The following is a 25,933-nucleotide window of genomic DNA, read 5'->3' as shown; positions in this document are numbered from 1 at the left end:
CCGCCGGCTTCTCCCCGGCCGCGGGGGTGCGGCGGAGGGGGCGGGCGTGCCACAATGCGCGCCCTCGGCCCCGTAGCTCAGCTGGATAGAGCGGTCCCCTCCTAAGGGACAGGTCGCACGTTCGAATCGTGTCGGGGCCGCCATCGATGAACGCCCGTGCCGGCGCTTGCGGCCGCCACCGGCGTGCGCACAGACTGCGCCCATGTCTGCCACCGCGCGCCACCTGCGACGCTACCTCCGGCCCACCGGGCTGGAATGCCACGACCATGCGCAGTGGGTGCTGCCGCTGCGCGGCGACCTGCAGTTCGAGGTGGGTGGCGCAGGCGGCAGCCTGGACCTGCTGCAGGGCGCCTTCGTCGCGCCGGGCGAAACCCACGACCTGGAGGCATTGGGCGACAACTGCTGCCTGATCATCGACTGCCATCCCGACGTGCTCGACGACGATACGCTCGAACACCTGTGCCGGCAGCGCTGGTTGGCGTTGTCCCGGGACATCCGCCGGCAGTTGCAAGACATCCATGCCAACGGCGTGGGGATGGATCCGCTGCCGCAGCTGCTGCGCTATTTCGCCCCGGCCGGCAGCGGGGCGCGGCTGCAGGCGCTGTGCATGGCCATCGCGGCTGCGCCCGGCGCGGACTGGACGGTGGCACGAATGGCGGCCGAAGTCGGGGTCGGCGGCAGCCGCCTGCATGCCTTGTTCGCCCGCGAATTCGGGCTTTCGCCGCAGGCCTGGGTCAGCGGCGCACGCCTGCGCTGGGCCAAGCGGCAGCTGTTGGCCGGCACTGCCGGCATCAGCGACATCGCCCTGCACGCCGGTTATTCCGAACAGAGTGCATTGACCCGCGCGCTGCGCCGGGAAACCGGGATGACGCCGCGGCAATGGCGGCTGGCGGGCAGTAGCCTGGGTCAATACGCCCAGGGGTGAGCCACCTACACTGCGCGCCTTCCCTCTCTGGGTGGTGCTGCGGTGAGCGTGAACCGTTCGATGGGCGTCGGCCTTGCCAATGGCGTGGCCTCCGGCGCGTTGTGGGGCGTGGTGTTCCTGGCACCGGCGATGCTGGCCGGGTTCGCGCCGCTGCAACTGGCTGCCTCGCGCTACCTTGTCTATGGCGCCATCGCGGCGGTACTGCTGGTGCCGCGCTGGCCGACGCTGCGCGCCACCATCGGCCGCGTCGAATGGACTGCGCTGGCATGGCTGAGCCTGCTCGGCAACCTGCTCTATTACGTGCTGCTGTCCATTTCGGTGCAGTGGAGCGGCGGTGCGGCGGCGTCGCTGATCGTCGGCATGGTGCCGGTGCTGGTGGCGGTCACCGGCGCGCGCGAGCCGGGCGCGGTGCCGCTGCCGAAACTGGCGCCGGCACTGTTCCTGTGCGTGGCCGGCGTGGCGCTGATGGGGGTTGCGGCAATGGCGTCCTCGCATGTGGCCGGGACGCCCATGCAGCGCTTGCTCGGGCTGCTGTGCGGGGTAGGGGCGCTGGTGTCGTGGACGCTGTATTCGGTGGGCAACACGCGCTGGCTGGCGCGGCTGCCGCAGGTGTCCGGGCACGACTGGTCGTTGTTGACCGGGGTGGCTACCGGCGCATTGGCACTGCTGGTTGCGCCGTTGGCCTTCGCCGGTGGCGGACAGGGCCGGCCGGCGTCCGAATGGGGGCTGTTCTGGCTGGTGGCGGCGGGCGTGGCGGTGTTTGCCTCGATCCTCGGCAACGCCTGCTGGAATCGAGCCAGCCGCGCGCTGCCGCTGACCCTGGGTGGGCAGATGATCGTGTTCGAGACGCTGTTCGGCCTGCTCTACGGTTTCCTGTGGCAGCAGCGCTGGCCGACGCTGCTGGAAATGCTGGCCGCCGGCTGCCTGCTCGCCGGTGTGGTGCTGAGCACCGCGGCGCATCGCCCGGCGGCCAACCTGCACGCGGCCGCGTAGGTCGGGGTTACGCCCCCGACACGTGAATGTCCGGATGCCCGGAGCGTCGGGGGCGTAGCCCCGACCTACGGTTTTCGCGCAATTGGTGGCGGGTCGGGGGATTGCAGAAGGGGCCGCCGGGATGCTTCGTTGCCTCGCCGGATTTTTCCCGACAGCGCTGCCCGGGCCGGGTGGCGGCGTTTTCAATGATGCTTGCGCACCAGATGGCCGATGATCGCGGTTGATGACATTTGCAACCGATGCCGGCAAGTTTGCCGATGATGGTTGCAGTTGATTTTTGCAACGCAGCACTTGACAGCCCATTCATCGCTGGTGTCTTCTCGGCTCCATGCACATGTCGCCGACCGCCACCGCCCACGCATTGCCGACCTCCGGCAGGTCGGCATCTGGCTGCATGTCGATTACCACCACCATTACCGTCACCACTCGCCCGGTGCGGCCCGTCGTCTTCGCGTAATTTTCCGAAAACCACGGCCCCGCACCCGGATCAGGATGCGGGAAACCCATCCAGATGCGTGTCGGGGCCTCCAGCCGAGGTTCATCCGATGTCGCCAGTTGCCGTTCCCCCCGTCGAATCCGCCGCCGTGCGCACCGTCGTCCACAAGTTCGGCGGTACCTCGGTGGCCGATGCCGAGCGTTACCGCCACGTGGCGCAGCTGTTGCTGGCGCGCGAGGAGGCCATCCAGGTCACCGTGGTGTCGGCGATGAAGGGTGTGACCGACGCGCTGATCGAGCTGGCGAAGCTCGCGGCCAGCGGCGACGAGGCATGGCGCGAGCGCTGGCACGAACTGCGCGCGCGCCACCGCGCCGCGGCGGTGTCGCTGCTCGGCGAGCAGGTCGGTAGCACCATCGAATGGCTGGACGCGCGCTTCGAGCGCCTGGCGGAAATCCTCGCCGCGCTGGCGGTGATCGGCGAGTTGCCGCAGGAAGTGCTGGACCGCGTGCAGGGGCTGGGCGAGGTGTTCTCGGCGCAGTTGCTGGGCCGGCACCTGCAGGCATTGGGCGAGGACGCCGACGTGCTCGACGCGCGCGACGTGCTGGTGGTCAACCACGGCGAACTCGGCGTGGACGTGGACTGGAAGGCCAGCGCCGCCACGCTGGCGTTGTGGCGGCAGTCGCACCCGGCGCGGCGGCTGGTGGTCACCGGTTTCGTCGCCCGTGACCGCAAGGGCCACATCACCACGTTGGGCCGCAACGGCAGCGACTTTTCCGGCGCGATCTTCGCCGCGCTGTTCGCCGCCGACGAGCTGCACATCTGGACCGACGTGGACGGCGTGCTGTCGGCCGACCCGCGGGTGGTGCCCGAGGCGGTGCAGTTGGAAGCCTTGAGCTACGACGAAGCTTGCGAACTGGCCTATTTCGGTGCCAAGGTGGTGCACCCGCAGACGATGTCGCCGGCGATCGAGCGCGGCCTGCCGATCATCATCCGCAACACCTTTCAGCCGCAACATCCGGGCACGCGCATCACCGCGGCCAGCGGCGGGCGCGGGCCGATCAAGGGCCTGACCCTCAGCCCCGACCTTGCCGTGCTGAATGTCGAAGGCACCGGGCTGATCGGCGTGCCCGGCACCGCCGAGCGGGTGTTCGCCGCGCTGCGCAACGCGCACGTGTCGGTGGTGATGATCTCGCAGGGGTCGTCCGAGCATTCGATCTGCTGCGTGGTCAGGCAGGCCGAGGCCGGGCGCGCGCGCGATGCGGTGGTGCAGGCGTTCTCGCACGAACTGGCCGCGGGACAGGTGCAGCGCGTGCAGACCACCGAAGGCGTCAGCGTGCTGGCGGCGGTGGGCGATGGCATGGCCGGGCAACCGGGCGTGGCCGCGCGCCTGTTCGAGGCGCTGGGGCGGGCGCAGGTCAACATCCTCGCCATCGCGCAGGGGTCTTCGGAGCGCAACATCTCGGTGGTCGTCGATGGCAAGGACGCGACCAAGGCGCTGCGCGCCGCGCATGCCGGGTTCTGGCTGTCGCCGCAGACCTTCTCGGTCGGCGTGATCGGCCCCGGCAACGTCGGCGCGGCGCTGCTGGAACAGCTGCGCAGCGCCCAGCCGCAACTGCTGGCGCGGGCGCGGCTGGACCTGCGCCTGCGCGCGATCGCCTCGCGCAGCCACATGCTGCTGGAAGCGCGCGGCGTGCAAGGCGACTGGAAGGCCGCGTTCAACGCCGCCTCGCAGCCGCTGGACCTGGACGCGTTCGCCGACCACCTGCTGTCCGCGCGCCTGCCGCACACGCTGATCATCGATTGCAGCGGCAGCGCCGAAGTGGCCGGGCGTTACGCCGGCTGGCTGGCCGCGGGCATCCACGTGGTCACGCCGAACAAGCAGGCCGGCTCCGGCCCGCTGGCGCGGTACCGGGCCATCCGCGAAGCCGCCGCTGCCACCGGTGCGCGCTTCCGCTACGAGGCCACGGTGGGCGCGGGCCTGCCGGTCATCACCACGCTGCGCGACCTCGTCGATACCGGCGATGAAGTCAGCGCGATCGCCGGCATCTTCTCCGGCACGCTGGCGTGGCTGTTCAACAGGTACGACGGCAGCGTGCCGTTCTCGCAGCTGGTCGCGCAGGCGCGGGCGATGGGCTACACCGAGCCGGACCCGCGCGACGACCTGTCCGGCGTGGATGTCGCGCGCAAGCTGGTGATCCTCGCGCGCGAGGCCGGGTACGAATCGAGTCTGGAGGACGTGGCGGTGGAAAGCCTGGTGCCCGAAGCCCTGCGCCAGGCCAGCGTCGAGGATTTCATGGCACGCCTGCACGAGGTGGATGCGGCGTTCGCGCAGCGACTGGTCGATGCCCGCGCGCGCGGCCATGTGCTGCGCTATGTCGCGCAATTCGCGCCGGGGCAGGCGCCGAGCGTCGGGCTGGTGGAACTGCCGGCCGACCATGCCTTCGCCAACCTGCGCCTGACCGACAACGTGGTGCAGTTCACCACCCGCCGCTACTGCGACAACCCGCTGGTGGTGCAGGGCCCCGGCGCAGGGCCGGAAGTGACCGCGGCCGGCGTGTTCGCCGACGTGCTGCGGGTGGCGGCGGGCGAGGGGGCAAGGCTGTGAGTGCAGGCGTGACGGACAACGGCGTGCGCGAGGCGCGCGCCTTCGCGCCGGCTTCGGTGGCGAACGTGGCGGTTGGTTTCGACCTGCTCGGCTATGCGGTGGCCGGCGTCGGCGACACGGTGATAGTACGGCGCATCGACGCGCCGGAAGTGCGCATCGCCGCCATCCGCGGCGCGGCGGTGGAACTGCCGACGCAGGCGGCGAGCAATACCGCCGGCGCGGCGCTGATCGCGCTGCGGCAGGCGCTGGCGCTGCCGTTCGGTTTCGAGGTCGAGATCGACAAGGGCATTCCGCTCAGCTCCGGCATGGGCGGCTCGGCGGCCTCGTGCGTGGCGGCGCTGGTCGCGGCCAACGCATTGCTGGACCAGCCGTTGACCCGCGAGCAGCTGTACCTGCATTCGCTGGAAGGCGAAGCGGTCGCCAGCGGCAGCCGCCACGGTGACAACCTCGGGCCGATGTTCCTCGGCGGGCTGGTGCTTTCGACGTTGGAACGGCTGGTGCCGGTGCCGGTTCCCGCGCAGTGGCACAGCCTGCTGGTGCACCCGGATGCCTTGCTGGAAACCCGCCGCGCACGCGCCGCGTTGCAGGGCAGCTACGCGTTGCAGGAGTTCGTCGCGCAGAGCACCAACCTGGCGCTGGTGCTGGCCGGTTGCCATGCCGGCGACGCCGCGCTGGTGCGCGCCGGCCTGCGCGACGTGCTGGTCGAACCACGCCGTGCGCCGCTGATCGTCGGTTTCGATGCGGCCAAGCAGGCTGCGCTGCATGCAGGGGCAATGGGTGCGAGCATTTCCGGTGCCGGCCCCAGCGTGTTCGCGTGGTACGAAACCGCCGAAGCCGCGCAGGCCGCCGCACCGAAGGTGCAGGCCGCGTTCGCCGCCGCCGGCTTCGATAGCCAGAGCTGGGTAACGCCATTGAACAGCCCCGGCGCACATCTGCTTTGAAGCTTTTCAAAGCCCCTCTCCCTCCGGGAGAGGGGTTGGGGTGAGGGTAGGGGCGAAGCCCTGCAATATTCGATTGCACGAGGCTTCGCCCGAGCCCTCATCCGCCCCTTCGGGGCACCTGCATTCGGCACATCCCTGTGCCTCACCCTACGGGCGGCTTCGCCGTGCAGCTTGGCAATCCTGCCAAGCTGTCTCCCGCAGGGAGAAGGGAAAAGCATCGCGTCTCGCAAGAAACAACCTCATTCGGAACCTCTCATGCACTTCATCTCCACCCGCAACAACGCCCCCACCGCCACCCTCAGCCAAGCCATCGCCGCCGGTCTGGCCCCCGATGGCGGTCTGTACGTCCCGCAGCAGATGCCGCCCGCGCGCGATTTGCAGGCCGGCGCGTCACTGGCCGAAACCGCCGCCACACTACTGCAGCCCTTCTTCGCCAATGACGCACTGGAAGCCGAGCTGCCGCGCACCTGCACCGAAGCCTTCGACTTCCCCGCGCCCTTGCAGGAGCTGGCCACGCGCAACGACCACGTGCTGGAGCTGTTCCACGGCCCCACCGCCGCATTCAAGGATTTCGGCGCGCGTTTCCTTGCCGCCAGCCTGTCGCGGCTGCGTGCCGGGCAGGAGCGTCCGTTGACGATCGTCGTTGCCACCTCCGGCGATACCGGCGCGGCGGTGGCCGCGGCCTTCCACAACCAGCCGAACCTGCAGGTGGTGGTGCTGTACCCGGATGGCCGCGTGTCGCCGCGGCAGGCGCACCAGTTGGGCTGCCTCGGCGGCAACATCCGCGCGCTGCGCGTGGCCGGCTCGTTCGACGATTGCCAGGGCATGGCCAAGCAGGCGTTGAACGACGCCGAATTGCAGGCGCAGGTACCGCTCAGCTCGGCCAACAGCATCAGCCTCGGCCGCCTGCTGCCGCAGATGAGCTACTACGCCCACGCCGCGCTCACGCACCGCGCCGCGCACGGTACGCCGCTGAATTTCGTCATCCCCACCGGCAACCTCGGCAACGCGATGGCGGCGATCATGGCGCGCGCGCTGGGCGTGCCGCTGGGCCGCATCGTGCTGGCGACCAATGCCAACCGCGTGCTGCCGGACTACTTCGCCGGCGGCGACTACCGGCCCAAGGCCAGCCTCGCCACGCTCGCCAACGCAATGGACGTGGGCGCGCCCAGCAACTTCGAGCGCCTGCGCTGGCTGTATGCCGGCGACGATGCCGCCCTGCGCGTGGCCTTCGTGTCACGTGCGGTCGACGACGCCACCATCCGCGACACCATCGCCACGCGTCATCGCCGGTTCGGCGAAGTGTTCTGCCCGCATACCGCCACCGCGGTGCACGTGCTGGAACAGTTGCGTGCCAGTGGCGAGGCGGCCGCGGATGAGCACTGGGCGGTGGCGGCCACCGCCCACCCGGCCAAGTTCGAATCGGTGGTCGAACCATTGATCGGCCGCGAGGTGCCGGTGCCGCCGGCGCTGGCGGAGCTGCTCAAGCGCCCCGCCCACGCCGAACCCTGCGCCCCCGAGTACGCCGTGCTGCGCGAAAAGCTGCTGGGCTGAAGTCGGGACGCCCTCGTGCTTCAGGGTATTCCCGATGCCGCGCACGGTGGTGGCGCCCGACCGTTGGTCGGGCGGCGGCGCGTAGCACCGGCAGGTTTCAGGTGCGCTGGCCGATAGTGCCGACCAACGGTCGGCACCCACCGGTGTGGTGGAGCATGTGCCGGGCGATCAGCCCGCTTCGTCGTTGGCGAGCTTCTGCAGCCCGGCGAAATCGAGGATCTCGACCACGTTCAGGTGCGGTAGCGCGATCAGCCCCTGCTGGCGCAGCTTGGTGAAGGTGCGGCTCACCGTTTCCATCGTCAGCCCGAGGTGGTCGGCGATGTCGCCGCGCCCCATCGGCAGCGCCACGCGGTTGCCGGTCTGGCCGAACATGGCCTCGCGCGCGGCCAGCCGCAGCAGGAAATCGGCCAGCCGCTCCGGTGGTTGCAGCCGCGCCAGCGCCAGCGCGTTGTCCTGGGCGGCGTCCAGCTCCTGGCAGGCGCGTTGCAGCAGCTTGCGCTCCAGGTGCGGGAACTGCTGGCGCAGGTCGCGCATCTGCGCGGTCGACACCCGGCACACGCGGCTGTCGGCGATGGCCTCGATGTCGTAGCGGTGGTGGTCGCTGCCGCTCAGGCCCACGTAGTCGCCGGGCAACACGAAGCCGTTGACCTGGCGGCGGCCATCGGCCAGCGTGCGCACCAGCCGCAGCGCGCCCTCGGTGACGGTGAACACGTGCGTGCGCGGCTCGCCGCTGCGGGCCAGCGTGGCGCCCAGCGGCGCCGGCATCGACACGGTTATCCGCTCCAGCGCCTGCACCTCGTCGCAGGCCAGCGCCGAGCACACCGCGAGGTGCCGGACCGAGCAATGCAGGCAGGCGCCCGTACCGGTGTCGGGCCTGCTGGAGGAGGGCGGGGCGGGGGGCTCTGAACCGGGGGCGGGCCGGGACATGACGTCGTTGCTTGAAAGGTGCGCGAATGATACTTCATGCGGCCGTGCAGGCGGCGTGCGGCTAGAATTGGCGTCCGCTCACCCCCACCGTTTGCAGGAGTTTGGCCCGTGATAAAGCCCCGTACCCCGCCCGGCATCATGGAATTGCTGCCGCGCGAGCAGATCGCGTTCCAGCGCATGCTGGACGTCATCCGCCGCAACTACGAGCGCTTCGGGTTCCTGCCGGTGGAGACGCCGGTGTTCGAGCTGTCCGACGTGCTGCTGACCAAATCCGGCGGCGAGACCGAGCGGCAGGTGTATTTCGTGCAGTCCACCGGTGCGCTGGCCAATGCCGCGGAGTCGGCCGAAAAGGGCCTGCCGGAGCTGGCGCTGCGCTTCGACCTGACCGTGCCGCTGGCGCGCTACGTGGCCGAGCACGAGCACGCGCTGACCTTCCCGTTCCGCCGTTACCAGATGCAGCGCGTCTACCGCGGCGAGCGCGCCCAGCGCGGCCGCTTCCGCGAGTTCTACCAGTGCGACATCGACGTGATCGGCAAGGACGCGCTGAGCATCCGCTACGACGCCGAGGTGCTGGCGGTGATCCACGCGGTGTTCTCCGAGCTGCGCATCGGCAGGTTCGCCGTGCAGCTGAACAACCGCAGGTTCATGCGCGGCTTCTTCGAGGCGCAGGGCGTGGCCGACCCGCAGCAGCAGGCGCTGGTGCTGCGCGAGGTGGACAAGCTCGACAAGCGCGGCGCCGACTACGTGCGCGAAACCCTGCTGGGGCCTGACTTCGGCCTGTCGGCGGAAGCGGTGGAGCGCATCCTGGCCTTCGTCGAAGTGCGCTCGACCTCGCACGCCGACGCACTGGCGCAGCTCGATGCGGTGCTGGCCGAAGCAGGCGAGGGCGCCAGCGAATCGCTGCGCAGCGGCGCGGCCGAACTGCGCGAGGTGCTGGAGCTGGTCAAGGCGCTGGGCGTGCCGGAAAACGCATACTGCCTGAACTTCTCCATCGCCCGCGGCCTGGACTACTACACCGGCACCGTTTATGAAACGACGCTGCTGGATCACCCGCAGATCGGCTCGATCTGCTCCGGCGGCCGCTACGAGGACCTTGCCAGCCATTACACCAAGAGCAAGCTGCCGGGCGTGGGCATCTCCATCGGCCTGACCCGGTTGTTCTGGCAGCTGCGCGAGGCCGGGCTGATCGACGGCATCGCCGAGAGCAGCGTGCAGGCGATGGTGGCGCTGATGGACGAGGCGGCGATGCCGCATTCGCTGGACATCGCCCGCCGCCTGCGTGCCGGCGGCATCAACACCGAAGTGCAGATGGAGCCGAAGAAGGTCGGCAAGCAGTTCCAGTACGCGGCCAAGGCCGGCATCCGCTTCGTGGTGCTGGCCGGCGAGGACGAACTGGCGCGCGGCGTGGTGGCGGTCAAGGACCTGCTGCGCGAACAGCAGTTCGAGGTCGCCCGCGACGAGCTGGCCTCCACGCTGCAGGTCGAATTGGAGCAGGCGCGAGTGATGGCGCGTTGAGCGGAAAATCCGGCGTAATGAAGCAGAAGCCCCGCAGATGCGGGGCTTCTGCTTTTCCGGCCCGGTAATAGGTGGCGCCCGACCGTTGGTCGAGCGGGTTTGGTGCGGGCCGATGGTGCCGACCAACGGTCGGCACCCACCTGCAATCGCGGCAGCGGGTAGGTCGGGGCCATGCCCCCGACTGGCCTTGGCTTGCCGAAAGAATTGCCGGCAGATGCGCATCGCGTCGGGGGTGTAGCCCCGACCTACGGTATCGCCGGGTTTGACATGGTGGCTCGATTGCATCAATGTATTAGCACGCTATTACATTGATGCAGATGAAGCCACGTCCAGAATCCGACCGTGAGAAGTCCTCCGATGCCCCGCTGAAGGCGCTGGCGCGTGCATTCGCTGCGCTGGAACGGCCGCAGGACGTGCAGGCCTTCCTGCGCGATCTGTGCACGCCCGCCGAACTGGAGGCGATGGCCGACCGCTGGCGGGTGGTGCCGCTGCTGCGCAAGGGCGTGCCGTACCGCGAGATCCATGACCTGACCGGGGTGAGCGTGACCACCATCGGCCGGGTCGCGCGCTCGCTCGAACACGGTGCCGGCGGTTATGCCGCCGCCATCGAGCGCATCGCCACGCGCAAGACCGAATCCAACTGAGAAACCAACATGAGTGCTTCCACCTCCGCGCCGGCCCGCGACCGGCTGCGCATCGCCATCCAGAAGAGCGGGCGCCTGGCCGACCCGGCGCGCAGCCTGCTGGCCGCCTGCGGGCTGAGCTGGCGGCAGAGCCGCGACAAGCTGTTCTGCTTCGGCGAATCGCTGCCGGTGGACCTGCTGCTGGTGCGCGACGACGACATCCCCGGGCTGATTGCCGATGGCGTCTGCGACCTTGGCGTGGTCGGCCTCAATGAGCTGGACGAGCAGGCCAAGGCGCGCCGCCAGATTGGCCTGGCCGATGCCTACCAGCCGCTGCGCGGCCTCGGCTTCGGCCAGTGCCGGTTGATGATCGCCGTACCTGACGAGTGGGAGTGGCAGGGCGTGCAGCAACTGGCCGGCAAGCGTATCGCCACCAGCTATCCGGCAATCCTCGCGGCGTGGCTGAAGGAAAAGAACGTGGATGCGCAGGTGGTGGAGCTGTCCGGCTCGGTGGAAATCGCGCCGAAGTTGGGTACCGCCGACCTGATCTGCGACCTGGTTTCCAGCGGTGCCACGTTGGCCGCCAACCAGCTCAGGCCGGTGGAAACCCTGCTCGACAGCGAAGCGGTGCTGGCCGGTCCGGTGCACGAACTGGACGACGCCCGCGCCGGGCTGATGGCGATGCTGCTGCGCCGCCTCGACGGGTTGACCAGGGCGCAGGACCGCAAGCTGCTGATGTTCTCCGCCGACGAGCAGCACGTGGACGAACTGGCGCGGCTGCTGCCCGATGCCGAGCCGCTGCTGCGGCTGCCGGGGCAGGGCAGCGCGGTGCGCCTGCAGGCCATGTGCAACGGCGCATTGAGCTGGCAGCGGCTGGAGGAACTGGAGCGCGCAGGCGCGCAGGAGCTGATGGTGCTGGCGGTGGAGAAGTCGCTGGCATGAACGTCCTCGACTGGAACACGCTGGATGCCGACGCGCAGGCGCGTGCACTGACCCGCCCTGTGCAGGCAGTGGCCGCGCAGACCCGCGAAGCGGTGGCGGCCTTGGTCGAGCAGGTGCGTGGCGTTGGTGACATTGCATTGCGCGAGATCACCGCCCGTTTCGATGGTGTCACGCTGGAAAAATTCGAGGTGAGCGAAGCCGAGTTCGCCGCCGCCGAACTGGCGGTGCCGGCCGAGCTGCGCATCGCCATGCAGCAGGCGGCCGAGCGCATCGATGCCTACCACCGTGCCGGCATGGCCCGGCCGTACAGCGTGGAAACCGCACCCGGCGTGGTCTGCGAAAAAATCATCCGCCCGATCGGCCGCGTCGGCCTGTACGTGCCGGCCGGCAGCGCGCCGCTGCCTTCCACCGCGTTGATGCTGGGCATGCCGGCCAGGCTCGCCGGTTGCCGCGAGGTGGTGCTGTGCACGCCGCCGCGCAAGGACGGCAGCGCCGATCCGGCGGTGCTGGTGGCCGCGCGCCTGACCGGCGTGCACAAGGTGTTCAAGATCGGCGGTGCGCAGGCGATCGCGGCGATGGCATGGGGCACCGAAACCGTGCCTTCCTGCGACAAGCTGTTCGGGCCGGGCAATGGCTACGTCACCGAGGCCAAGCAGCAGGTGGCGCAGGCCGGCGCGGCGGCCATCGATATGCCGGCCGGGCCGTCGGAAGTGCTGGTGGTTGCCGATGCCGGCGCCGTCCCGGCCTTCGTCGCCGCCGACCTGTTGTCGCAGGCCGAGCACGGCCCGGACTCGCAGGTGATCCTGCTCAGTGACGATGCCGCGCTGATCGCCGCGGTGCAGGCCGAGGTGGAGGCGCAGGTGGTGCGCTTGGCGCGCGAGAATATCGCTCGCAAGGCACTGGACGCCTCGCTACTGCTGAAGGTGGATTCGATCGAACAGGCCTTCGCCATTTCCAACCGTTATGCGCCGGAGCACCTGATCCTCGCGTTGCGCCAACCGCGTGACTGGCTGGATCTGGTCGAGGCCGCAGGCTCGGTGTTCATGGGCGACTACACGCCCGAGGCGCTGGGCGACTATTGCTCCGGCACCAACCACGTGCTGCCCACCGCTGGTGCCGCGCGGGCGTACAGCGGTGTCAGCGTCGCCAGTTTCCAGAACCAGATCAGCGTGCAGGCCGCCAGCCGCGAAGGCATCGCCAACATCGGCCCGTGCGCCTTGACTCTTGCGCGCGCCGAGGGCTTGGGCGCGCATGCCAATGCCGTCGCCGTGCGACTGGGAGTCGCACCGTGAGCGGCGTGCTCGAACTGGTACGCGATGACCTGCGCGGCTTCGCTGGTTATTCCTCCGCGCGCAGCGCCAGGCTCGATGGCGAAATCTGGCTCAATGCCAACGAATCGGCATGGGCCAATCCCGGCGATGCGCAGGCCAGTTGCCGCCGTTATCCCGAGCCGCAACCGCAGGAACTGCGCGAGCGCATGGCAGTGCTGTACGGCTGCGCACCGGAACAGCTGCTGCTCGGTCGCGGCAGCGACGAGGCCATCGACCTGCTGGTGCGTGCGCTGTGCGTGCCGGGCCGCGACGGCGTGCTTTGCACGCCGCCGGTGTTCGGCATGTACGCGGTAAGCGCGCGCTTGCAGAACGCACCTTTGCTGGAAGTGCCGCTGCGCGATACCGGGGCCGGCCTGGTGCCGGACATCGACGCGATCATTGCCGCCGCCAGGCAAGGCAACGCCAAGCTGGTGTTCCTGTGCTCGCCCTCCAACCCCGGTGGTTCGAGCATTCCGTTGGCACAGGTCGAACAGGTGGCCACCGCGCTGCACGGGCAGGCCTTGGTCGTGGTCGATGAAGCCTATGCCGAGTTCGCCGACGAACCTTCGGCGACCACGCTGCTGTCCAGACACGACAACATCGCCGTGCTGCGTACCTTGTCCAAGGCGCACGCGCTGGCGGCGGCGCGCATCGGTTGCGTGATCGCCGATGCCGGCCTGATCGCGGTGCTGCGCACCTGCCAGGCGCCGTATCCGATTCCGACGCCATGCTCGACGCTGGCACTGGAAGGTTTGAGCGACGCGGCACTGGCGAAAACCCGCGCGCGCATCGCCATCGTGCGCAGCGAGCGCGAGCGCCTGCGCGCCACGCTTGGGAACCTGCCGAACGTGCGCAGCGTCCATGCCTCCGACGGCAACTTCCTGCTGGTGCGTTTCACCGATGCCGAAACCGCGTTCCAGCGCCTGCTGGCCGCCGGCGTGGTGGTGCGCGACCAGCGCGCCGCGCCGCAATTGCACGATGCCTTGCGCATCACCCTCGGCACGCCCGAGCAGAACAACCGCGTCCTCGACGCACTGGCCGCGCTGGAGTCCGCCGCATGACCCCCATCCTGTTCGTCGACCGTGACGGCACCCTGATCGAGGAGCCGGCGGATTTCCAGATCGACGCCTACGAGAAGATCCGCTTCGTCAGGAACGTCATCCCGGCGATGCTCAGGCTGCGCGACGCTGGCTACCAGTTCGTCATCGTCTCCAACCAGGACGGGCTGGGCAGCGAGGGCTATCCGCAGGAGAGCTTCGACGGCCCCAACGACCTGATGCTGCAGATCTTCGCCAGCCAGGGCATCGCCTTCCGCGACGTGCTGGTCGACCCGAGCTGGCCGGCCGACAACAGCCCCAACCGCAAGCCGGGCATCGGCATGATGCTGCCGTACCTGCAGGATCGGACCATCGACTGGGCGCGCTCGGCGATGGTCGGCGACCGCCCCACCGACATCCAGTTCGCCGACAGCATGAAGATCCGCGGCTTCCAACTGCGCACCGAGCAGTTCGGCGGGCAGTGGGACTGGGACGCCATCGCCCACGAACTGGCCGATGCACCGCGCCGCGCCACCGTGCAGCGCGACACCAAGGAAACGCAGATCCGCGTGTTCGTCGATCTGGACAAGCCGGCCGCATCGAAAATCGACACCGGCCTGCCGTTCTTCGACCACATGCTCGACCAGATCGGCCGCCACGGCGGTTTCGCGCTGGAGGTGCAGGCCAGGGGCGATCTGCACATCGACGAACACCACACCATCGAGGACACCGGCCTTGCCTTGGGGCAGGCGCTGCGCGAGGCGCTGGGTGACAAGCGCGGCATCGGCCGCTACGGCTTCACCCTGCCGATGGACGAGACCCTGGCCAGCGCCGCGCTGGATTTCAGCGGCCGCCCGTACTTCGTATTCGAGGGCGCGTTCAGGCGCGAGCGGGTGGGCGACATGCCGACCGAGCTGGTGCCGCATTTCTTCCGCTCGCTGTGCGACGCGGCCGGGCTGAACCTCAACCTCAAGGTCGAAGGCGACAACGACCACCACAAGGTCGAGGCCTGCTTCAAGGCGCTGGCGCGCGCCCTGCGCCAGGCGTTCCGCCGCGAGGGCACCGAACTGCCTTCGACCAAGGGGGCGCTGTGACCACGGTCGGCCTGATCGACGCCGGCGGCGCCAACCTCGGCTCGGTGCGTTATGCGCTGGAACGGCTGGGTGTGGCCGTGCGCATGGTGCGCGGGCCTTCCGATCTGGACGCTGCGTCGCGGGTGATCCTGCCGGGCGTCGGCGCCGCGGTCGAGGGCATGCGCCGCCTGCACGCGCAGGGGCTGGTGCAGCCGCTGCGCGAACTGCAGCAGCCGTTGATGGGCATCTGCCTGGGCATGCAGCTGTTGTTCGAGCGTTCGGAGGAGGGCGGCGTGGACGGCCTGGGCCTGCTGCCGGGCGTGGTGCGCCGCCTGCATCCGGCGGTGGGTGTGCGCGTGCCGCACATGGGCTGGAACAAGCTGCTGGCGCTGCGCGAATCGCCGCTGCTGGACGGCGTGCCGGCCGGTTCCAGCGCCTATTTCGTGCACAGCTATGCCGCGCCGGTCACCTCCGACACGGTGGCGGCCTGCCACCACGGCGGCCTGTTCACCGCAGTGGTGCAGCGCGGCCGGCTGTGCGGCGCGCAGTTCCATCCCGAACGCTCGGCCGGGCCGGGCGCGCGCATCCTGCGCAACTTCATCGAGACCGACTTTTCATGAGCTTCACCGTCTATCCCGCGCTCGACATCCGCAACGGGCAGGTGGTGCGCCTGCTGCAGGGCGATTACGCGCAGCAGACCACCTATGGCGACGATCCGCTGCCGCGCGCGCAGGCCTTCGCCGCGGCCGGCGCGCGCTGGATGCACCTGGTCGACCTGGATGCGGCCCGCGCCGGCGGCTACACGCTGGCGCCCTTGCTGGCGCAGGTCGCAGTGACCACGGCGCTCAAGGTGCAGACCGGCGGCGGCGTGCGCGGCCGCGACGATGTGGCGCGCATCCTCGATGCCGGCGCCAGCCGCGTGGTGATCGGCTCGCTGGCGGTGCGTGAGCCCGCGCAGGTGCTGGCCTGGCTGCAGGACTTCGGTGCGGAGCGGCTGACCATCGCGCTGGACACGCGGCAGGGCGACGACGGCGTGTGGCGCCTGCCGGTGCATGGCTGGACCGAGACCGCCGACGTCACCCTGGACGAACTCGCCGTGCGTTATGCGCAGGCGGGCATGAAGCACCTGCTGTGCACCGACATCGCCCGCGACGGCATGCTGTCCGGTCCCAACCTCGGCCTGTACGCGCACCTGTCGCGGCTGCTGCCCGGGGTGGCGGTGCAGGCGTCGGGCGGCGTGCGCGACGTGGCCGACGTGGCCGCGGCGCGCGCGGCCGGCTGCGCCGGCGCGGTGCTGGGCAAGGCGCTGCTCGAAGGCCGGCTGCGACTGCAGGAGGCGCTGACATGCTGAGCCGCCGCATCATTCCCTGCCTGGACGTGCGCAAGGGCCGCGTGGTCAAGGGCGTGCGTTTCCGCGACCACGTCGACATGGGCGACATCGTCGAGCTGGCGCTGCGCTACCGCGACGCCGGCGCCGACGAGCTGGTGTTCTACGACATCTCCGCCAGCCCGGAAGGGCGTTCGGTGGACCGCGCCTGGATCGAGCGCGTCGCGCGCCTGATCGATATCCCGTTCTGCGTGGCCGGCGGCATCGGCGACGTGGAGACCGCGCGCGGCATTCTCAATGCCGGCGCCGACAAGATCTCGATCAACACGCCGGCGCTGGAACGGCCGGCGCTGATCGGCGAGCTGGCCGAGGCGTTCGGCCAGCAATGCGTGGTGGTCGGCATCGACTCCATCCGCGAGCCGGACGGGCAATGGCGGGTGCGCTCCTACACTGGCGACCCGGCAAAGACCCGCGCCGAAGCGCGGCTCACGCTGGACTGGCTGCGCGAGGCGCAGCAGCGCGGCGCCGGCGAGATCGTGCTCAACTGCATGGACAGCGACGGCGTGCGCAAGGGCTACGACATCGCCCATCTGCGCCAGGCCCGCGCCCTGTGCGGCGTGCCGCTGATCGCTTCCGGCGGTGCCGGCGAGCCGCGGCATTTCGCCGACGTGTTCGAGCAGGCCGACGTCGACGGCGCGCTGGCGGCCAGCGTGTTCCACTCCGGCGCCATCGCCATTCCGGAACTCAAGCGCTTCCTGCGCGGACAACAGATCGAGGTACGCGATGTCTACTGAAACCCCCTTCGACCCGGCCGCGCTGGATTGGGACAAGGTCGGCGGGATGATGCCGGTCGTGGTGCAGGACGCGGCCACGCTGCGCGTGCTGATGCTCGGCTACATGGACCGCGCCGCGCTGGACCGGACCCTGCAGGGCGGCAAGGTCACCTTCTTCAGCCGCAGCCGGCAACGCCTGTGGACCAAGGGCGAGACCTCGGGCAACCACCTTGAACTGGTGGCGGTCCGCGCCGACTGTGACGCCGATACGCTGCTGGTTACCGCGCGCCCGCACGGGCCGACCTGCCACACCGGCAGCACCAGTTGCTTCGGCGACGCGCCGGGGCAGTTCCTGGGCGCGCTGGACGCGCTGGTGCGGCAGCGCGAGCACGACCGCCCGCTCAACAGCTACACCACCAAACTGTTCGAGAAGGGCACGCGCCACATCGCGCAGAAGGTGGGCGAGGAGGGCGTGGAGACCGCGCTGGCCGGCGTGGTCCAGCGCGACGACGAACTGCTGGGCGAATCGGCCGACCTGCTGTTCCACCTGATCGTGCTGCTGCGCGCGCGCGGCCTGTCGCTGGACGACGCGGTGGCGGTGCTGGAGCAGCGCCACGCCAAGGGGTAGGTCGGGGTTACACCCCCGACGTCGTGATGGGAGAGGCAGAGCGCGCCGGGGGCGTAGCCCCGGCCTACCGCGCGATAATGGCGGCCTGTCCGTTCGCCTGACGAGGCTTTCATGCGCCATCCCCTGCTTGCCGGCCTGCTGCTGGCCTGCACACCGTTCGTCGCCACCGCTTCCTGCGTGGAGGGCATGGTGTTCGAGGATGCCAACGGCAATGGCGCGCGCGACGCGGGCGAGAAGCCGCTGCCGGGCATCCGCGTTTCCGATGGCGAGCACATCGCCGTGACCGGCCGCGACGGCCGCTATCGCCTGCCGGATTCCATGCAGCCCACGGTGTTCGTCATCAAGCCGGCCGCGCATCGCGCCGCGCCGCGCGCCGACGGCCTGCCGGACATCTGGCGCCCGCGCGCCGGTGAAGCCGAAGGCGGGCAATGCCGCCCCTTCGCGCTGGTGCCGCAGCCGGATGCGCCGGCCAGCTTCCAGACGCTGGTGATGGCCGACAGCCAGACCGCCAGCGCGCGGGACGTGGATTATTTCGAGCGCGATATCGTCGCGCCGCTGCGTGGCAAGCATGCCGCGCGGCTGGGCATGACCCTGGGCGACATCACCAACGACGATCCCTCGCTGTATCCGCTGCTGGTCAAGGCGGTGACCTCGCTGGGCGTGCCGTGGCTGCACGTACCGGGCAACCACGACATGGACGTGGGTGCGGCCAGCGATGCCGAGTCGCTGCGCAGCTATCACCGCCAGCTCGGCCCGGACACGTATGCGTGGGAAGAACCGTCGATGGTGTTCATCGGGCTGGACGACATCGTCGCCCAACCGGGGCGGAGGCCGGCCTATGTCGGTGGCCTGCGCGAGGACCAGTTCGCTTTCCTCGAACGCTATTTGCCGACGGTCCCCAGCGACAAGCTGGTGGTGCTGGGCATCCACATCCCGCTGTTCGACCACGACTTCCGCGCTGAAGACCGCGTACGCCTGTTCGCCCTGCTGGAAAAGGTCGAACACCCGTTGGTCCTCAGCGGCCACACCCACAACCAGAGCCAGCGCTTCTGGAATGCCGCGCAGGGTTGGAACGGCGCAAAACCGCTGCACGAATACAACGTCGGCGCGGCCTGCGGCGCGTTCTGGTCGGGGGTGAAGGACGCGCAGGGCATTCCCGACAGCACCATGTCCGATGGCACGCCCAACGGCTACGGCCTGCTGAACGTGCAGCCGCAGGGCCGCTACAGCGTGGAATACCGCGTCGCCCGCGCGCCGGCCGACGAGCAGATCGCGCTGCATGCGCCGAAAGTCCTGCGCCGTGGCGCGTACCCGGCGTGGGGCGTGTATGCCAACGTGTTCATGGGTTACGACGGCCTGCCGGTGGAGTTCCGCGTGGACGCGGGCGAATGGCGGCCGATGAAGCGCGTCGAACAGCCCGACCCGCGGTTGCTGGTGGAAAACGTGGCCGACGACCTGAGCGACGGCCTGCGCGGCTACGACCGCTCGCCCGAAGCCCGGCCCTCCACCCACCTGTGGCGCGCGGCGCTGCCCACCCGGCTGGAAGCGGGCGAGCACACCGTGGAAGTACGCGCCACCTTCGACGGCCACGAATACCGCAGCCGCACCGTTTACCGCCTGCAGGACGCGCAGCCCTGAGTGCCGGGCTCAGGGCTGCTTGCGGGCCAGCCGTTCGTGCACCTCGCGCAGGCCGATCAATGCGGCACTGCCGTAATAGGTGTGGTATTCGGCCACCATCTCGCCGTTGACCAGCACCGGATCGGTCGCGGCGAGCTGCCGCGCCTCGTCGATGTCGGCCACGGCGAAGACGAACAGCCCGCGCCAGCCGTCCACGCCATCCAGCGGCCCGGCCAGCACCAGCTTGCCCTCGTCGGACAGGCGCTGCATGTTGGCGAAGTGGCCACGGAACATCGCCTCGCGCTCCGGCCCGGCCGGCATCGTGTTCGGCCCGGTTTTCAGGATGACCAGCACGTAGGCGCGCATGCCGTACTCGTCGGCCCCGAACTTCGTGGCCAGCGCCTCGTCGTAGGTTGGGGCGTGCTGCGCGGCGACGGGCGGGGTGAGCACCAGCAAGGCGGCAAGGGCGCCGGCAAGTTTGAAGGACATGCGCGTTCTCCCGGAGGGCGTGCGGGCATCGTACATGCGTGCCGGCTGGCGGGTGCGCCGCGCCGGCGCTATCGCGACTTGCGGTTGTCCGGGCCCGGGTCGCGGTGAAGCGCCGGCTGCCGCCGCGGAGCATGGGTGAAGGGATAGGGCACCGGCGGGCTTGCCGGCAAGCCGGAGCGCCAGCGTGCCAGCGCCGGGGCGATCGCCTTGCCGGCGAAGAACTGCGGCTGCGAGGGCAGCTCGCCTTCTTCCACCTCCCGCTGCCGCACCGTGGCGCTGGCCGCCTTGAAGGCGCTGGCGAAGTCGTTGGTGGCGTTCAGCGCCTCGACCAGGAACGCGCGGCCGAACCAGGTGGCGCTGTCGGTATTGCCGCAGCCGAACGACGGGCGATCCTTGCGCGCGGCGGTGATGACCATGCCGTTGGGCGCTTTCAATACCGGCACGAAGCCACCCGAGTAGCAGGCCGACACCACGATCACCGCGTTGCCGATCCCGGCCTCCTCCAGCAGCTGCGCGAGGCCCTCCGGCGCGAGGTAGTCCTCCTGGTCCGGCCCGGTGTGCAGGTAGACGCTGTTGTCGTCCAGCCCGTGGCTGCTCAGGTACAGGAACAGCACGTCCTCGCTCGGGTCCAGCGTCTGCCCCAGCACGTCCAGTGCGTAGCCGATGCTTTCATACGTGGCCAGTGGCGCGGCGGGCTCGCCGGGCAGCGCATTGGGCTGGTTGACCAGCGCCAGCATGCGGTCCCGGGAATCCCAGCGCTGCGCCGACAGCTGCCGCAGGTAGGCCACCTCGTTGCGGAACACGTCCTCGTCGGCATCGCCGGCCACGCCCAGCACGTACATGTCGGTCACGCCTGGCCGTTGCGCTGGCAGGCGCTCCAGCGCGGCGTCGAGCTGGGCCAGTTGCGCACCTTCCAGCCTTGGCGTGGTCGGCTCCCATGTATCCGCTCCGGGCGTCTGCGCCACCGCTGGCCAGATGCAGGAGAGCAGGGCCAGGGCAGGCGCCATCGCCGTGGAGCGTCGGGCAATGCGCGTCATGGCGGAGGCGGCAGGCGTCATTGGTGCAGGCATGAAGGAGGGCGGGGCGATTCTAGCGTGGCCGCTGCCGGACGCCGGTTGTCCGAGCGAGGTGCTGATCGGCCATGACTGCGCGGCAGGCCGTGGATCGCTTGGATGCCGCGGGGCATGCCGCTGGCTCGATGTGTCCGAAGGCGGTGGCGAAGGTGCCGGGTGTACTGGCGTCTCGTCACATCAACCGCGGCAAATGCGCCTATGGTGTATGGAGATATCGGGCGCCCCGTGCCCAGGATGCTTCCCATGAACTACGAAGAAGTCCGCGCTGACCTCGATGAGCTGGCGCAGGAGATGACAATCTCGACGCACGCCTGGTCGTACTCCCAGCGCCTCGGCAAGCTCCGTTCCCTGGCAATCCTCTCCAGGCGCGCCATGAGCGCCGCATCGGGTTCGTTGAGCGAATCGGAACGACGGCACGGCATCGAATGCCTCCTTGCAAGAATCAAGGGCATGGTGGCGGCCGCGCAGCTTGGCCCGCTCAAGGGCGGGTCCCCGCTGGTGGGGGTTTCCGCAGGAACATCCGCAGATCACGGCAAGAATTTCAGCGTCGACACATAAGGCCCAGCCTCATGACTACCCCAAGAGATCGCGACTTCGTCAATGTGGACACGGAACTTGGCTATTGGCAAACCCGGTTCGACAATGGCGCACTCATCGGAGACAGCTTCTTCAAGGATTGCCGCCCCGTGATAAAGCTCGCCTGCGATATCTACGTGCGGAACCCGCATGGCAGCCGTTCGGCCTGGCTGGTGGATCTGGACAGCCACCTTCCCGATGCCCTGAATCGGGATCAAAGAAAAATCTCCGGCCAGATCGCCGAGCTTTGCTGGAGTCGCCTGCTCTTCTGACTTGCGCATTCATCCACGGCGAACAAAAAGCACGTTGCAGTAACAGGCTATGGCGCAAGCTTCACTTGCGATGACTTCATCGCAATGGAGTGGAAAATGAGTAGTCCCAATGCAACAACCGGTACCCAGGGCTCGCAGGAACGTGATCCCAAGCCGGCACAGGGAGTGCCGCAACAGAACGACAATGACCGCAAGGATGCGGCAGCCAGGGAAGGCAAGTCCCATGAGGGCGGCAAGCCCCAGCAGAAGTAACGGCATCTGCTGCTAGACGAAGGAGAGCTGCGCCAAGCGCGCAGCTCCTCCCGAAGGAACAACCGGCGGTGAGTACGGTAGCGGAAGCGAAGGCACTGATGGCGAAGATCGCCTATCAACTTCGCCCCCCGGAAACGACGACGATGTCGCCATGCAAACTCTGTGGAAGCAGCAGCCCGGGAGGGCAGGCCTGCTCCGATTGCCTGTGCCTGCAGCTCGAAGCCCTGATCCGGAACAAGGGGGCCGTGGTTCGCTGGACGAAATCGGTCAAGGCCGCGGCAGAAGACGAGGCATTGATCCTGAAGTATGCGCAACGGGCCAGGAAATGAGATCGCCTGCGCGCCGCCCTGCTTCATTGACCATTGATTGGATGGAGGGGCAGGTCGTCCATCCGTAAAGCGAGTAATCGTTGTGGTTGCGTGGCCCCGGGAGAGACATCCTGCCGACGCTGGAAGAACTCGGGATCGGGTTCGTGTCTTTCGGCCCGCCGGGCAAGGGCTTTCTCACCGGGGCGATCGGCGCGGACACGACCTTCGGTGGCAATGACTTCCGCAGCGTCGTGCCACGCTTTGCGCCGGAAGCACGGGCGGCCAACCAGGTGCTGGTCGAACTGCTTGGTACGGTCGCGGCAAGAGCTGCGTCAGTTCCGCGGGGACCGGCCCCGCCGCAGCCAGAAATAGATCGGCAATCCGGCCACGATCAGCCCGGCGCCCCATAGCAGCGCCTCGGCGCCGATCCCGCCCAGTGCGTACAGACTGAAGGCCAATGCGCCGGCGGCAGCGAGCCGCGAGGCGAGGCCGCTGCCGCGCCACAGCCATGCGGCGGCGCCGGCCAGATAGGGCAACAGGGTGGCGGCGGTGGACAGCAGCACCGAAAACTTGAACAGGTCCACCAGCGAGCGGTTGTAGTTGCTGATCACCAGCACGGTGGCGAGCAGGCAACTGACGAGGATGCCGAAGGCCGGGGCGCCGCGCCGGTTCTCTTTGGCGAAGGCGTGTGGCAGTACGCCGTCGCGGGCGGCGGCCATCGGCAACTGCGCCGACAGCAGCGTCCAGCCGTTGAGCGCGCCGATGCAGGAAACGGCCATCACCGCCGCCAGCAGCATGCCGGCACCGGGCCCCCACAGCGCGGCCGCGGCGTCGGCCATCGGCGCGGCCGAGGCCGCCAGCACGTCGGCCGGCAGCAGGCCCAGCACGGTGGTGCAGGCCAGCACGGTGGCGACGCCGGCGATGGCGGTGCCGGCGACGGTGGCGCGGGCCACGGTGCGCGGCGCGTCGTCGACCGACTCGGCCGGCACGGTGGCCGCCTCCAGCCCGATCATCGCCCACAGCGTCAGCGCCACGGTGGCAGCGGCCACGCTGCCCAGCGGCTCGCCGCTGGGATTGAATGGCACGTAATGGCGGGCATCGACGAACCACAGCGCCACCAGCCCGAACAGCAGCAGCGGCACCACTTTCAGCACCGTGGTCAGCAGTTGCAGGCGCCCGGCCTCGCGCACGCCGAGCAGGTTGACGCCGGCGCACAGCCACAGCGCGAGCAGGCCGCAACCGGCCGCGCGCACCGGGGTGGCGGTCAACGCGGGGAACAGCGCGCCGATGCTGCCGGTGAAGGCAACCGCAATCGCGGCGATGGCGCACCACATCGAGATCCAGTAGCTCCACGCCACCATGAAGCCGGGCAGCTCGCCGAAGGCGTTGCGGGCGAACACGTAGGGGCCGCCGGTCTGCGGCCAGCGCCGCGCCAGCCGCGCGAAGGTGACGGCCAGCAGCAACGCGCCGCACAGGGTGATGCCCCAGCCGACCAGCGTGGCGGCGCCGTAGGGCGCCAGCGTCGCCGGCAGCAGGAAGGTGCCCGAGCCGATCATGCTGCCCACGACCAGGGCGGTGGCGGACCAGAAGCCCAGCGGGCGGCGGGAGGTAGTCATCGAATGCGGCAACGGCAAGGGCCGGATCGCACGGGCCACGCGGGCGGCGGATCAGGCGGGAACGGGCATCCACCTGATGGCGGGGTGGGGCGGGCCGCGGATTATGACGGTTTGCCGACGGCGCGGCGACGGCAATGACCTTTGGCCCTTCCGCGGCCACGCCGGCACATGGACGCTGCCGGTTTCATTCCCTCGCTGGATTCCCCATGACGCTGCGTCCGCTGGCATTGTCCGTTTCCCTCTCGCTGGCCACGGTGCTGGCCGCCTGCTCGCCTTCCCCGTCGCCGGCCGGCGACACCGCCGCGCAGCTGGCGCCGGCCGAAAAGGCCGCGCAGTTGAACCAGCTGTATGCCGACTACTGGGAAGGCGTGCTCAAGCTCAACCCGCTGCAGGCCACCTTCCAGGGCGACGACCGTTACAACGACCAGTTGCCGGACATGGGCTCGGCCGAATACCGCAAGCAGGTCCACGACTTCACCGCGCAATGGCTGGACAAGGTGCAGAAGATCGGCGATGCCGGCCTGAGCGGCCAGGACCTGCTGAGCTACCGCATCTTCGTCGAGGAACAGCAGCAGTCGCTGGAGGGCGAGAAGTTCCCCGGCTGGATGCTGCCGGTCAACCAGATGGGCTCGACCGTGAGCTATGCGGTGATGCTGGGCTCGGGCCAGGTGGCGCAGCCGTTCAAGACGGTGAAGGACTACGACAACTGGCTGGCGCGCGCCGCGCGCATCCCGGTGCTGCTGGATACCGAGATCGCCAACATGCGCGAAGGCATCAAGGCCGGCGTGGTGCAGCCGCGCGTGCTGATGGAAAAGGTGGTGCCGCAGTTCGACGCGCTGATCGCCGGCAAGGCCGAGGACAGCCAGTTCTGGGGCCCGATCACGCTGATGCCGGCCGATTTCCCGGCCGCCGACAAGGAGCGCCTGACCGCCGCCTACCGCGAGCTGGTCGAGGGGCAGCTGATGCCGGCGATCAGGAAGCAGCGCGACTTCATCGCCAACGAATACCTGCCGGCCACCCGCGACACGGTGGGCCTGGACGCGCTGCCCGACGGCAAGGCGTGGTACGCCTTCAGCGCCAAACAGATGACCACCACCGAGCAGACCCCGGAGCAGATCCACGCCATCGGCCTGAAGGAGGTCGAGCGCATCCACGGCGAGATGCACAAGGTGATGGAGCAGGTGGGCTTCAAGGGCTCGCTGCAGGACTTCTTCACCTTCATGCAGCACGACAAGCAGTTCGAGTTCACGTCGGAAGACGCGCTGCTGGCGCATTACCGCGGGCTGGAGGCGAAGATCGAGGCCAACATCCCCAAGCTGTTCTCGCTGACCCCGAAGGCCGGTTTCGAGATCCGCCCGATCGAGGCGTTCCGCGCCGAATCGGCGGCTGGCGGTGAATACATGCAGCCCAGCGAGGACGGCAGCCGCCCGGGCATCTTCTACGTCAACACCTTCGACCTGCCGACCCGGAAGACGTGGGACGCCGAGGACCTGTTCCTGCACGAAGCCATCCCCGGCCACCACTTCCAGCTGGCGCTGCAGCAGGAGCTGCAGGGTGTGCCGGCGTTCCGCCGCTTCGGCGGGCAGACCGCCTTCATCGAGGGCTGGGGCCTGTATGCCGAGAGCCTGGGCAAGGACCTGGGCGTCTACACCGACCCGTACAGCTACTTCGGCCGCCTGCAGGGCGAGCTGTGGCGCGCGGTGCGGCTGGTGGTCGATACCGGCCTGCATTCCAAGGGCTGGAGCCGCCAGCAGGTGCTGGACTACATGTTTGCCAACTCCTCGGTCAGCGAGCCCGACGCCATCGCCGAGGCCGAGCGCTACATCGCCTGGCCGGGGCAGGCGCTGGCCTACAAGACCGGCGAGCTGAAGATCCAGGAACTGCGCAGGCGCGCCGAGCAGAAGCTGGGCGACAAGTTCGACATCCGCGAATTCCATGCCGAAGTGCTGAAGGACGGCTCGGTGCCGCTGGACGTGCTGGACGGAAAGATCGAACGCTGGATCGAAGGCAAGGGCGCATAACGGCCCGCGCTTCCCCCGCCGGCACGGGCCCGTTCCGTGCCGGCTTTCCCCCGATGGTTTCCTGCCGGGTTCCGATATGCGCCGGTGACCGGCGCGGCTG

The 25,933-nt window shown here is 69.2% G+C and carries 26 protein-coding genes, 1 tRNA gene and 1 pseudogene; 23 read left to right on the top strand and 5 right to left on the bottom strand.

What is annotated here, in order from left to right; all coding sequences use genetic code 11:
• Window positions 1-66 precede the first annotated feature (66 nt).
• The 3 genes from MIC98_RS11315 to MIC98_RS11305 all read left to right on the top strand — a co-directional run bounded on the left by MIC98_RS11315 (window position 67) and on the right by MIC98_RS11305 (window position 1,918).
• Window positions 67-143, top strand: a tRNA-Arg gene (locus tag MIC98_RS11315).
• 59 nt (window positions 144-202) lie between these two features.
• Window positions 203-925, top strand: coding sequence for an AraC family transcriptional regulator (locus MIC98_RS11310; protein ID WP_239737240.1), 723 nt, complete (start codon window positions 203-205; stop codon window positions 923-925).
• A gap of 60 nt (window positions 926-985) precedes the next feature.
• The gene (locus tag MIC98_RS11305; protein ID WP_239738151.1) at window positions 986-1,918 is read left to right on the top strand and encodes a DMT family transporter; all 933 of its coding nucleotides are present in this window, start codon (window positions 986-988) and stop codon (window positions 1,916-1,918) included.
• Between the two features lie 303 nt (window positions 1,919-2,221).
• Here MIC98_RS11305 and MIC98_RS11300 read toward each other — a convergent pair whose 3' ends face one another.
• The gene (locus tag MIC98_RS11300) at window positions 2,222-2,425 is read right to left on the bottom strand and encodes a hypothetical protein (protein WP_239737239.1); all 204 of its coding nucleotides are present in this window, start codon (window positions 2,423-2,425) and stop codon (window positions 2,222-2,224) included.
• 38 nt (window positions 2,426-2,463) lie between these two features.
• Here MIC98_RS11300 and thrA point away from each other — a divergent pair, with 38 nt between their 5' ends.
• From thrA to thrC, 3 genes are all read left to right on the top strand, one after another.
• Entirely contained in the window at window positions 2,464-4,959 is a 2,496-nt protein-coding gene (thrA, locus tag MIC98_RS11295; RefSeq protein ID WP_239737238.1) for a bifunctional aspartate kinase/homoserine dehydrogenase I, read from the top strand.
• An 8-nt stretch (window positions 4,960-4,967) separates the two neighbouring features.
• A complete protein-coding gene (locus MIC98_RS11290) occupies window positions 4,968-5,900 on the top strand; it encodes a homoserine kinase (protein ID WP_239737237.1) in 933 nt (310 codons plus the stop codon).
• Window positions 5,901-6,155: 255 nt separating this feature from the next.
• Window positions 6,156-7,454, top strand: coding sequence for a threonine synthase (gene thrC, locus MIC98_RS11285; protein WP_239737236.1), 1,299 nt, complete (start codon window positions 6,156-6,158; stop codon window positions 7,452-7,454).
• Window positions 7,455-7,622: 168 nt separating this feature from the next.
• Here thrC and MIC98_RS11280 read toward each other — a convergent pair whose 3' ends face one another.
• Complete coding sequence (locus MIC98_RS11280) at window positions 7,623-8,381, bottom strand: helix-turn-helix domain-containing protein (RefSeq protein ID WP_239737235.1); 759 nt, start codon at window positions 8,379-8,381, stop codon at window positions 7,623-7,625.
• Between the two features lie 108 nt (window positions 8,382-8,489).
• Here MIC98_RS11280 and hisS point away from each other — a divergent pair, with 108 nt between their 5' ends.
• The 11 genes from hisS to MIC98_RS11225 all read left to right on the top strand — a co-directional run bounded on the left by hisS (window position 8,490) and on the right by MIC98_RS11225 (window position 19,247).
• Window positions 8,490-9,896 (top strand): histidine--tRNA ligase, encoded by a 1,407-nt coding sequence (hisS, locus tag MIC98_RS11275; RefSeq protein WP_239737234.1) that lies wholly within the window; start codon window positions 8,490-8,492, stop codon window positions 9,894-9,896.
• Between the two features lie 317 nt (window positions 9,897-10,213).
• On the top strand, window positions 10,214-10,540 hold the full coding sequence (locus tag MIC98_RS11270; protein WP_057641783.1) for a YerC/YecD family TrpR-related protein: 327 nt from the start codon (window positions 10,214-10,216) through the stop codon (window positions 10,538-10,540).
• 9 nt (window positions 10,541-10,549) lie between these two features.
• A complete protein-coding gene (gene hisG / locus MIC98_RS11265) occupies window positions 10,550-11,461 on the top strand; it encodes an ATP phosphoribosyltransferase (protein WP_239737233.1) in 912 nt (303 codons plus the stop codon).
• Window positions 11,458-12,753: a histidinol dehydrogenase gene (gene hisD, locus MIC98_RS11260; protein ID WP_239737232.1), complete on the top strand. Its 1,296-nt coding sequence runs from the start codon at window positions 11,458-11,460 to the stop codon at window positions 12,751-12,753. Before hisG ends, hisD begins: the two co-directional genes overlap by 4 nt.
• Window positions 12,750-13,832 carry a histidinol-phosphate transaminase gene (hisC, locus tag MIC98_RS11255; RefSeq protein ID WP_239737231.1) on the top strand — a complete coding sequence of 361 codons (1,083 nt, stop codon included), beginning with the start codon at window positions 12,750-12,752 and terminating at the stop codon, window positions 13,830-13,832. Before hisD ends, hisC begins: the two co-directional genes overlap by 4 nt.
• A complete protein-coding gene (gene hisB / locus MIC98_RS11250) occupies window positions 13,829-14,902 on the top strand; it encodes a bifunctional histidinol-phosphatase/imidazoleglycerol-phosphate dehydratase HisB (protein ID WP_239737230.1) in 1,074 nt (357 codons plus the stop codon). The genes hisC and hisB overlap by 4 nt, the downstream gene beginning before the upstream one ends.
• Window positions 14,899-15,501, top strand: coding sequence for an imidazole glycerol phosphate synthase subunit HisH (gene hisH / locus MIC98_RS11245; RefSeq protein WP_239737229.1), 603 nt, complete (start codon window positions 14,899-14,901; stop codon window positions 15,499-15,501). The genes hisB and hisH overlap by 4 nt, the downstream gene beginning before the upstream one ends.
• Window positions 15,498-16,232, top strand: coding sequence for a 1-(5-phosphoribosyl)-5-[(5-phosphoribosylamino)methylideneamino]imidazole-4-carboxamide isomerase (gene hisA, locus MIC98_RS11240; protein WP_239737228.1), 735 nt, complete (start codon window positions 15,498-15,500; stop codon window positions 16,230-16,232). The genes hisH and hisA overlap by 4 nt, the downstream gene beginning before the upstream one ends.
• Window positions 16,226-17,002: an imidazole glycerol phosphate synthase subunit HisF gene (gene hisF, locus MIC98_RS11235; RefSeq protein ID WP_239737227.1), complete on the top strand. Its 777-nt coding sequence runs from the start codon at window positions 16,226-16,228 to the stop codon at window positions 17,000-17,002. Before hisA ends, hisF begins: the two co-directional genes overlap by 7 nt.
• A complete protein-coding gene (hisIE, locus tag MIC98_RS11230) occupies window positions 16,992-17,609 on the top strand; it encodes a bifunctional phosphoribosyl-AMP cyclohydrolase/phosphoribosyl-ATP diphosphatase HisIE (RefSeq protein WP_239737226.1) in 618 nt (205 codons plus the stop codon). Before hisF ends, hisIE begins: the two co-directional genes overlap by 11 nt.
• A gap of 111 nt (window positions 17,610-17,720) precedes the next feature.
• A complete protein-coding gene (locus MIC98_RS11225) occupies window positions 17,721-19,247 on the top strand; it encodes a calcineurin-like phosphoesterase C-terminal domain-containing protein (RefSeq protein WP_239737225.1) in 1,527 nt (508 codons plus the stop codon).
• 9 nt (window positions 19,248-19,256) lie between these two features.
• Here the strand turns inward: MIC98_RS11225 and MIC98_RS11220 are convergent, their stop codons facing one another.
• A complete protein-coding gene (locus tag MIC98_RS11220; RefSeq protein ID WP_239737224.1) occupies window positions 19,257-19,715 on the bottom strand; it encodes a YciI family protein in 459 nt (152 codons plus the stop codon).
• A 68-nt stretch (window positions 19,716-19,783) separates the two neighbouring features.
• The gene (locus MIC98_RS11215; protein ID WP_239737223.1) at window positions 19,784-20,722 is read right to left on the bottom strand and encodes a C13 family peptidase; all 939 of its coding nucleotides are present in this window, start codon (window positions 20,720-20,722) and stop codon (window positions 19,784-19,786) included.
• Window positions 20,723-21,031: 309 nt separating this feature from the next.
• Here MIC98_RS11215 and MIC98_RS11210 point away from each other — a divergent pair, with 309 nt between their 5' ends.
• The 5 genes and pseudogenes from MIC98_RS11210 to MIC98_RS11190 all read left to right on the top strand — a co-directional run.
• Window positions 21,032-21,346 carry a hypothetical protein gene (locus MIC98_RS11210; protein WP_239737222.1) on the top strand — a complete coding sequence of 105 codons (315 nt, stop codon included), beginning with the start codon at window positions 21,032-21,034 and terminating at the stop codon, window positions 21,344-21,346.
• A gap of 11 nt (window positions 21,347-21,357) precedes the next feature.
• Window positions 21,358-21,636, top strand: a complete 279-nt coding sequence (locus MIC98_RS11205) for a hypothetical protein (protein ID WP_239737221.1) — start codon at window positions 21,358-21,360, stop codon at window positions 21,634-21,636.
• Between the two features lie 96 nt (window positions 21,637-21,732).
• Window positions 21,733-21,888, top strand: a complete 156-nt coding sequence (locus tag MIC98_RS11200; protein WP_239737220.1) for a hypothetical protein — start codon at window positions 21,733-21,735, stop codon at window positions 21,886-21,888.
• Between the two features lie 98 nt (window positions 21,889-21,986).
• Window positions 21,987-22,217 (top strand): hypothetical protein, encoded by a 231-nt coding sequence (locus tag MIC98_RS11195; protein ID WP_239737219.1) that lies wholly within the window; start codon window positions 21,987-21,989, stop codon window positions 22,215-22,217.
• Between the two features lie 68 nt (window positions 22,218-22,285).
• Window positions 22,286-22,519: pseudogene (locus tag MIC98_RS11190) on the top strand (aldo/keto reductase); the annotation flags it as partial.
• Between the two features lie 9 nt (window positions 22,520-22,528).
• On the opposite strand, the gene MIC98_RS11185 reads toward MIC98_RS11190, so the two are convergent.
• Window positions 22,529-23,812 (bottom strand): amino acid permease, encoded by a 1,284-nt coding sequence (locus tag MIC98_RS11185; protein WP_239737218.1) that lies wholly within the window; start codon window positions 23,810-23,812, stop codon window positions 22,529-22,531.
• A gap of 206 nt (window positions 23,813-24,018) precedes the next feature.
• Here MIC98_RS11185 and MIC98_RS11180 point away from each other — a divergent pair, with 206 nt between their 5' ends.
• Window positions 24,019-25,833: a DUF885 family protein gene (locus MIC98_RS11180; protein WP_239737217.1), complete on the top strand. Its 1,815-nt coding sequence runs from the start codon at window positions 24,019-24,021 to the stop codon at window positions 25,831-25,833.
• Window positions 25,834-25,933: the final 100 nt, after the last annotated feature.

Source organism: Stenotrophomonas sp. NLF4-10, from assembly GCF_022359915.1.
Taxonomy (GTDB): Bacteria; Pseudomonadota; Gammaproteobacteria; order Xanthomonadales; family Xanthomonadaceae; genus Stenotrophomonas; species Stenotrophomonas daejeonensis.
The sequence above is the reverse complement of the archived record's forward strand: the minus strand, read 5'-3'. Positions and strand labels throughout refer to the sequence as shown.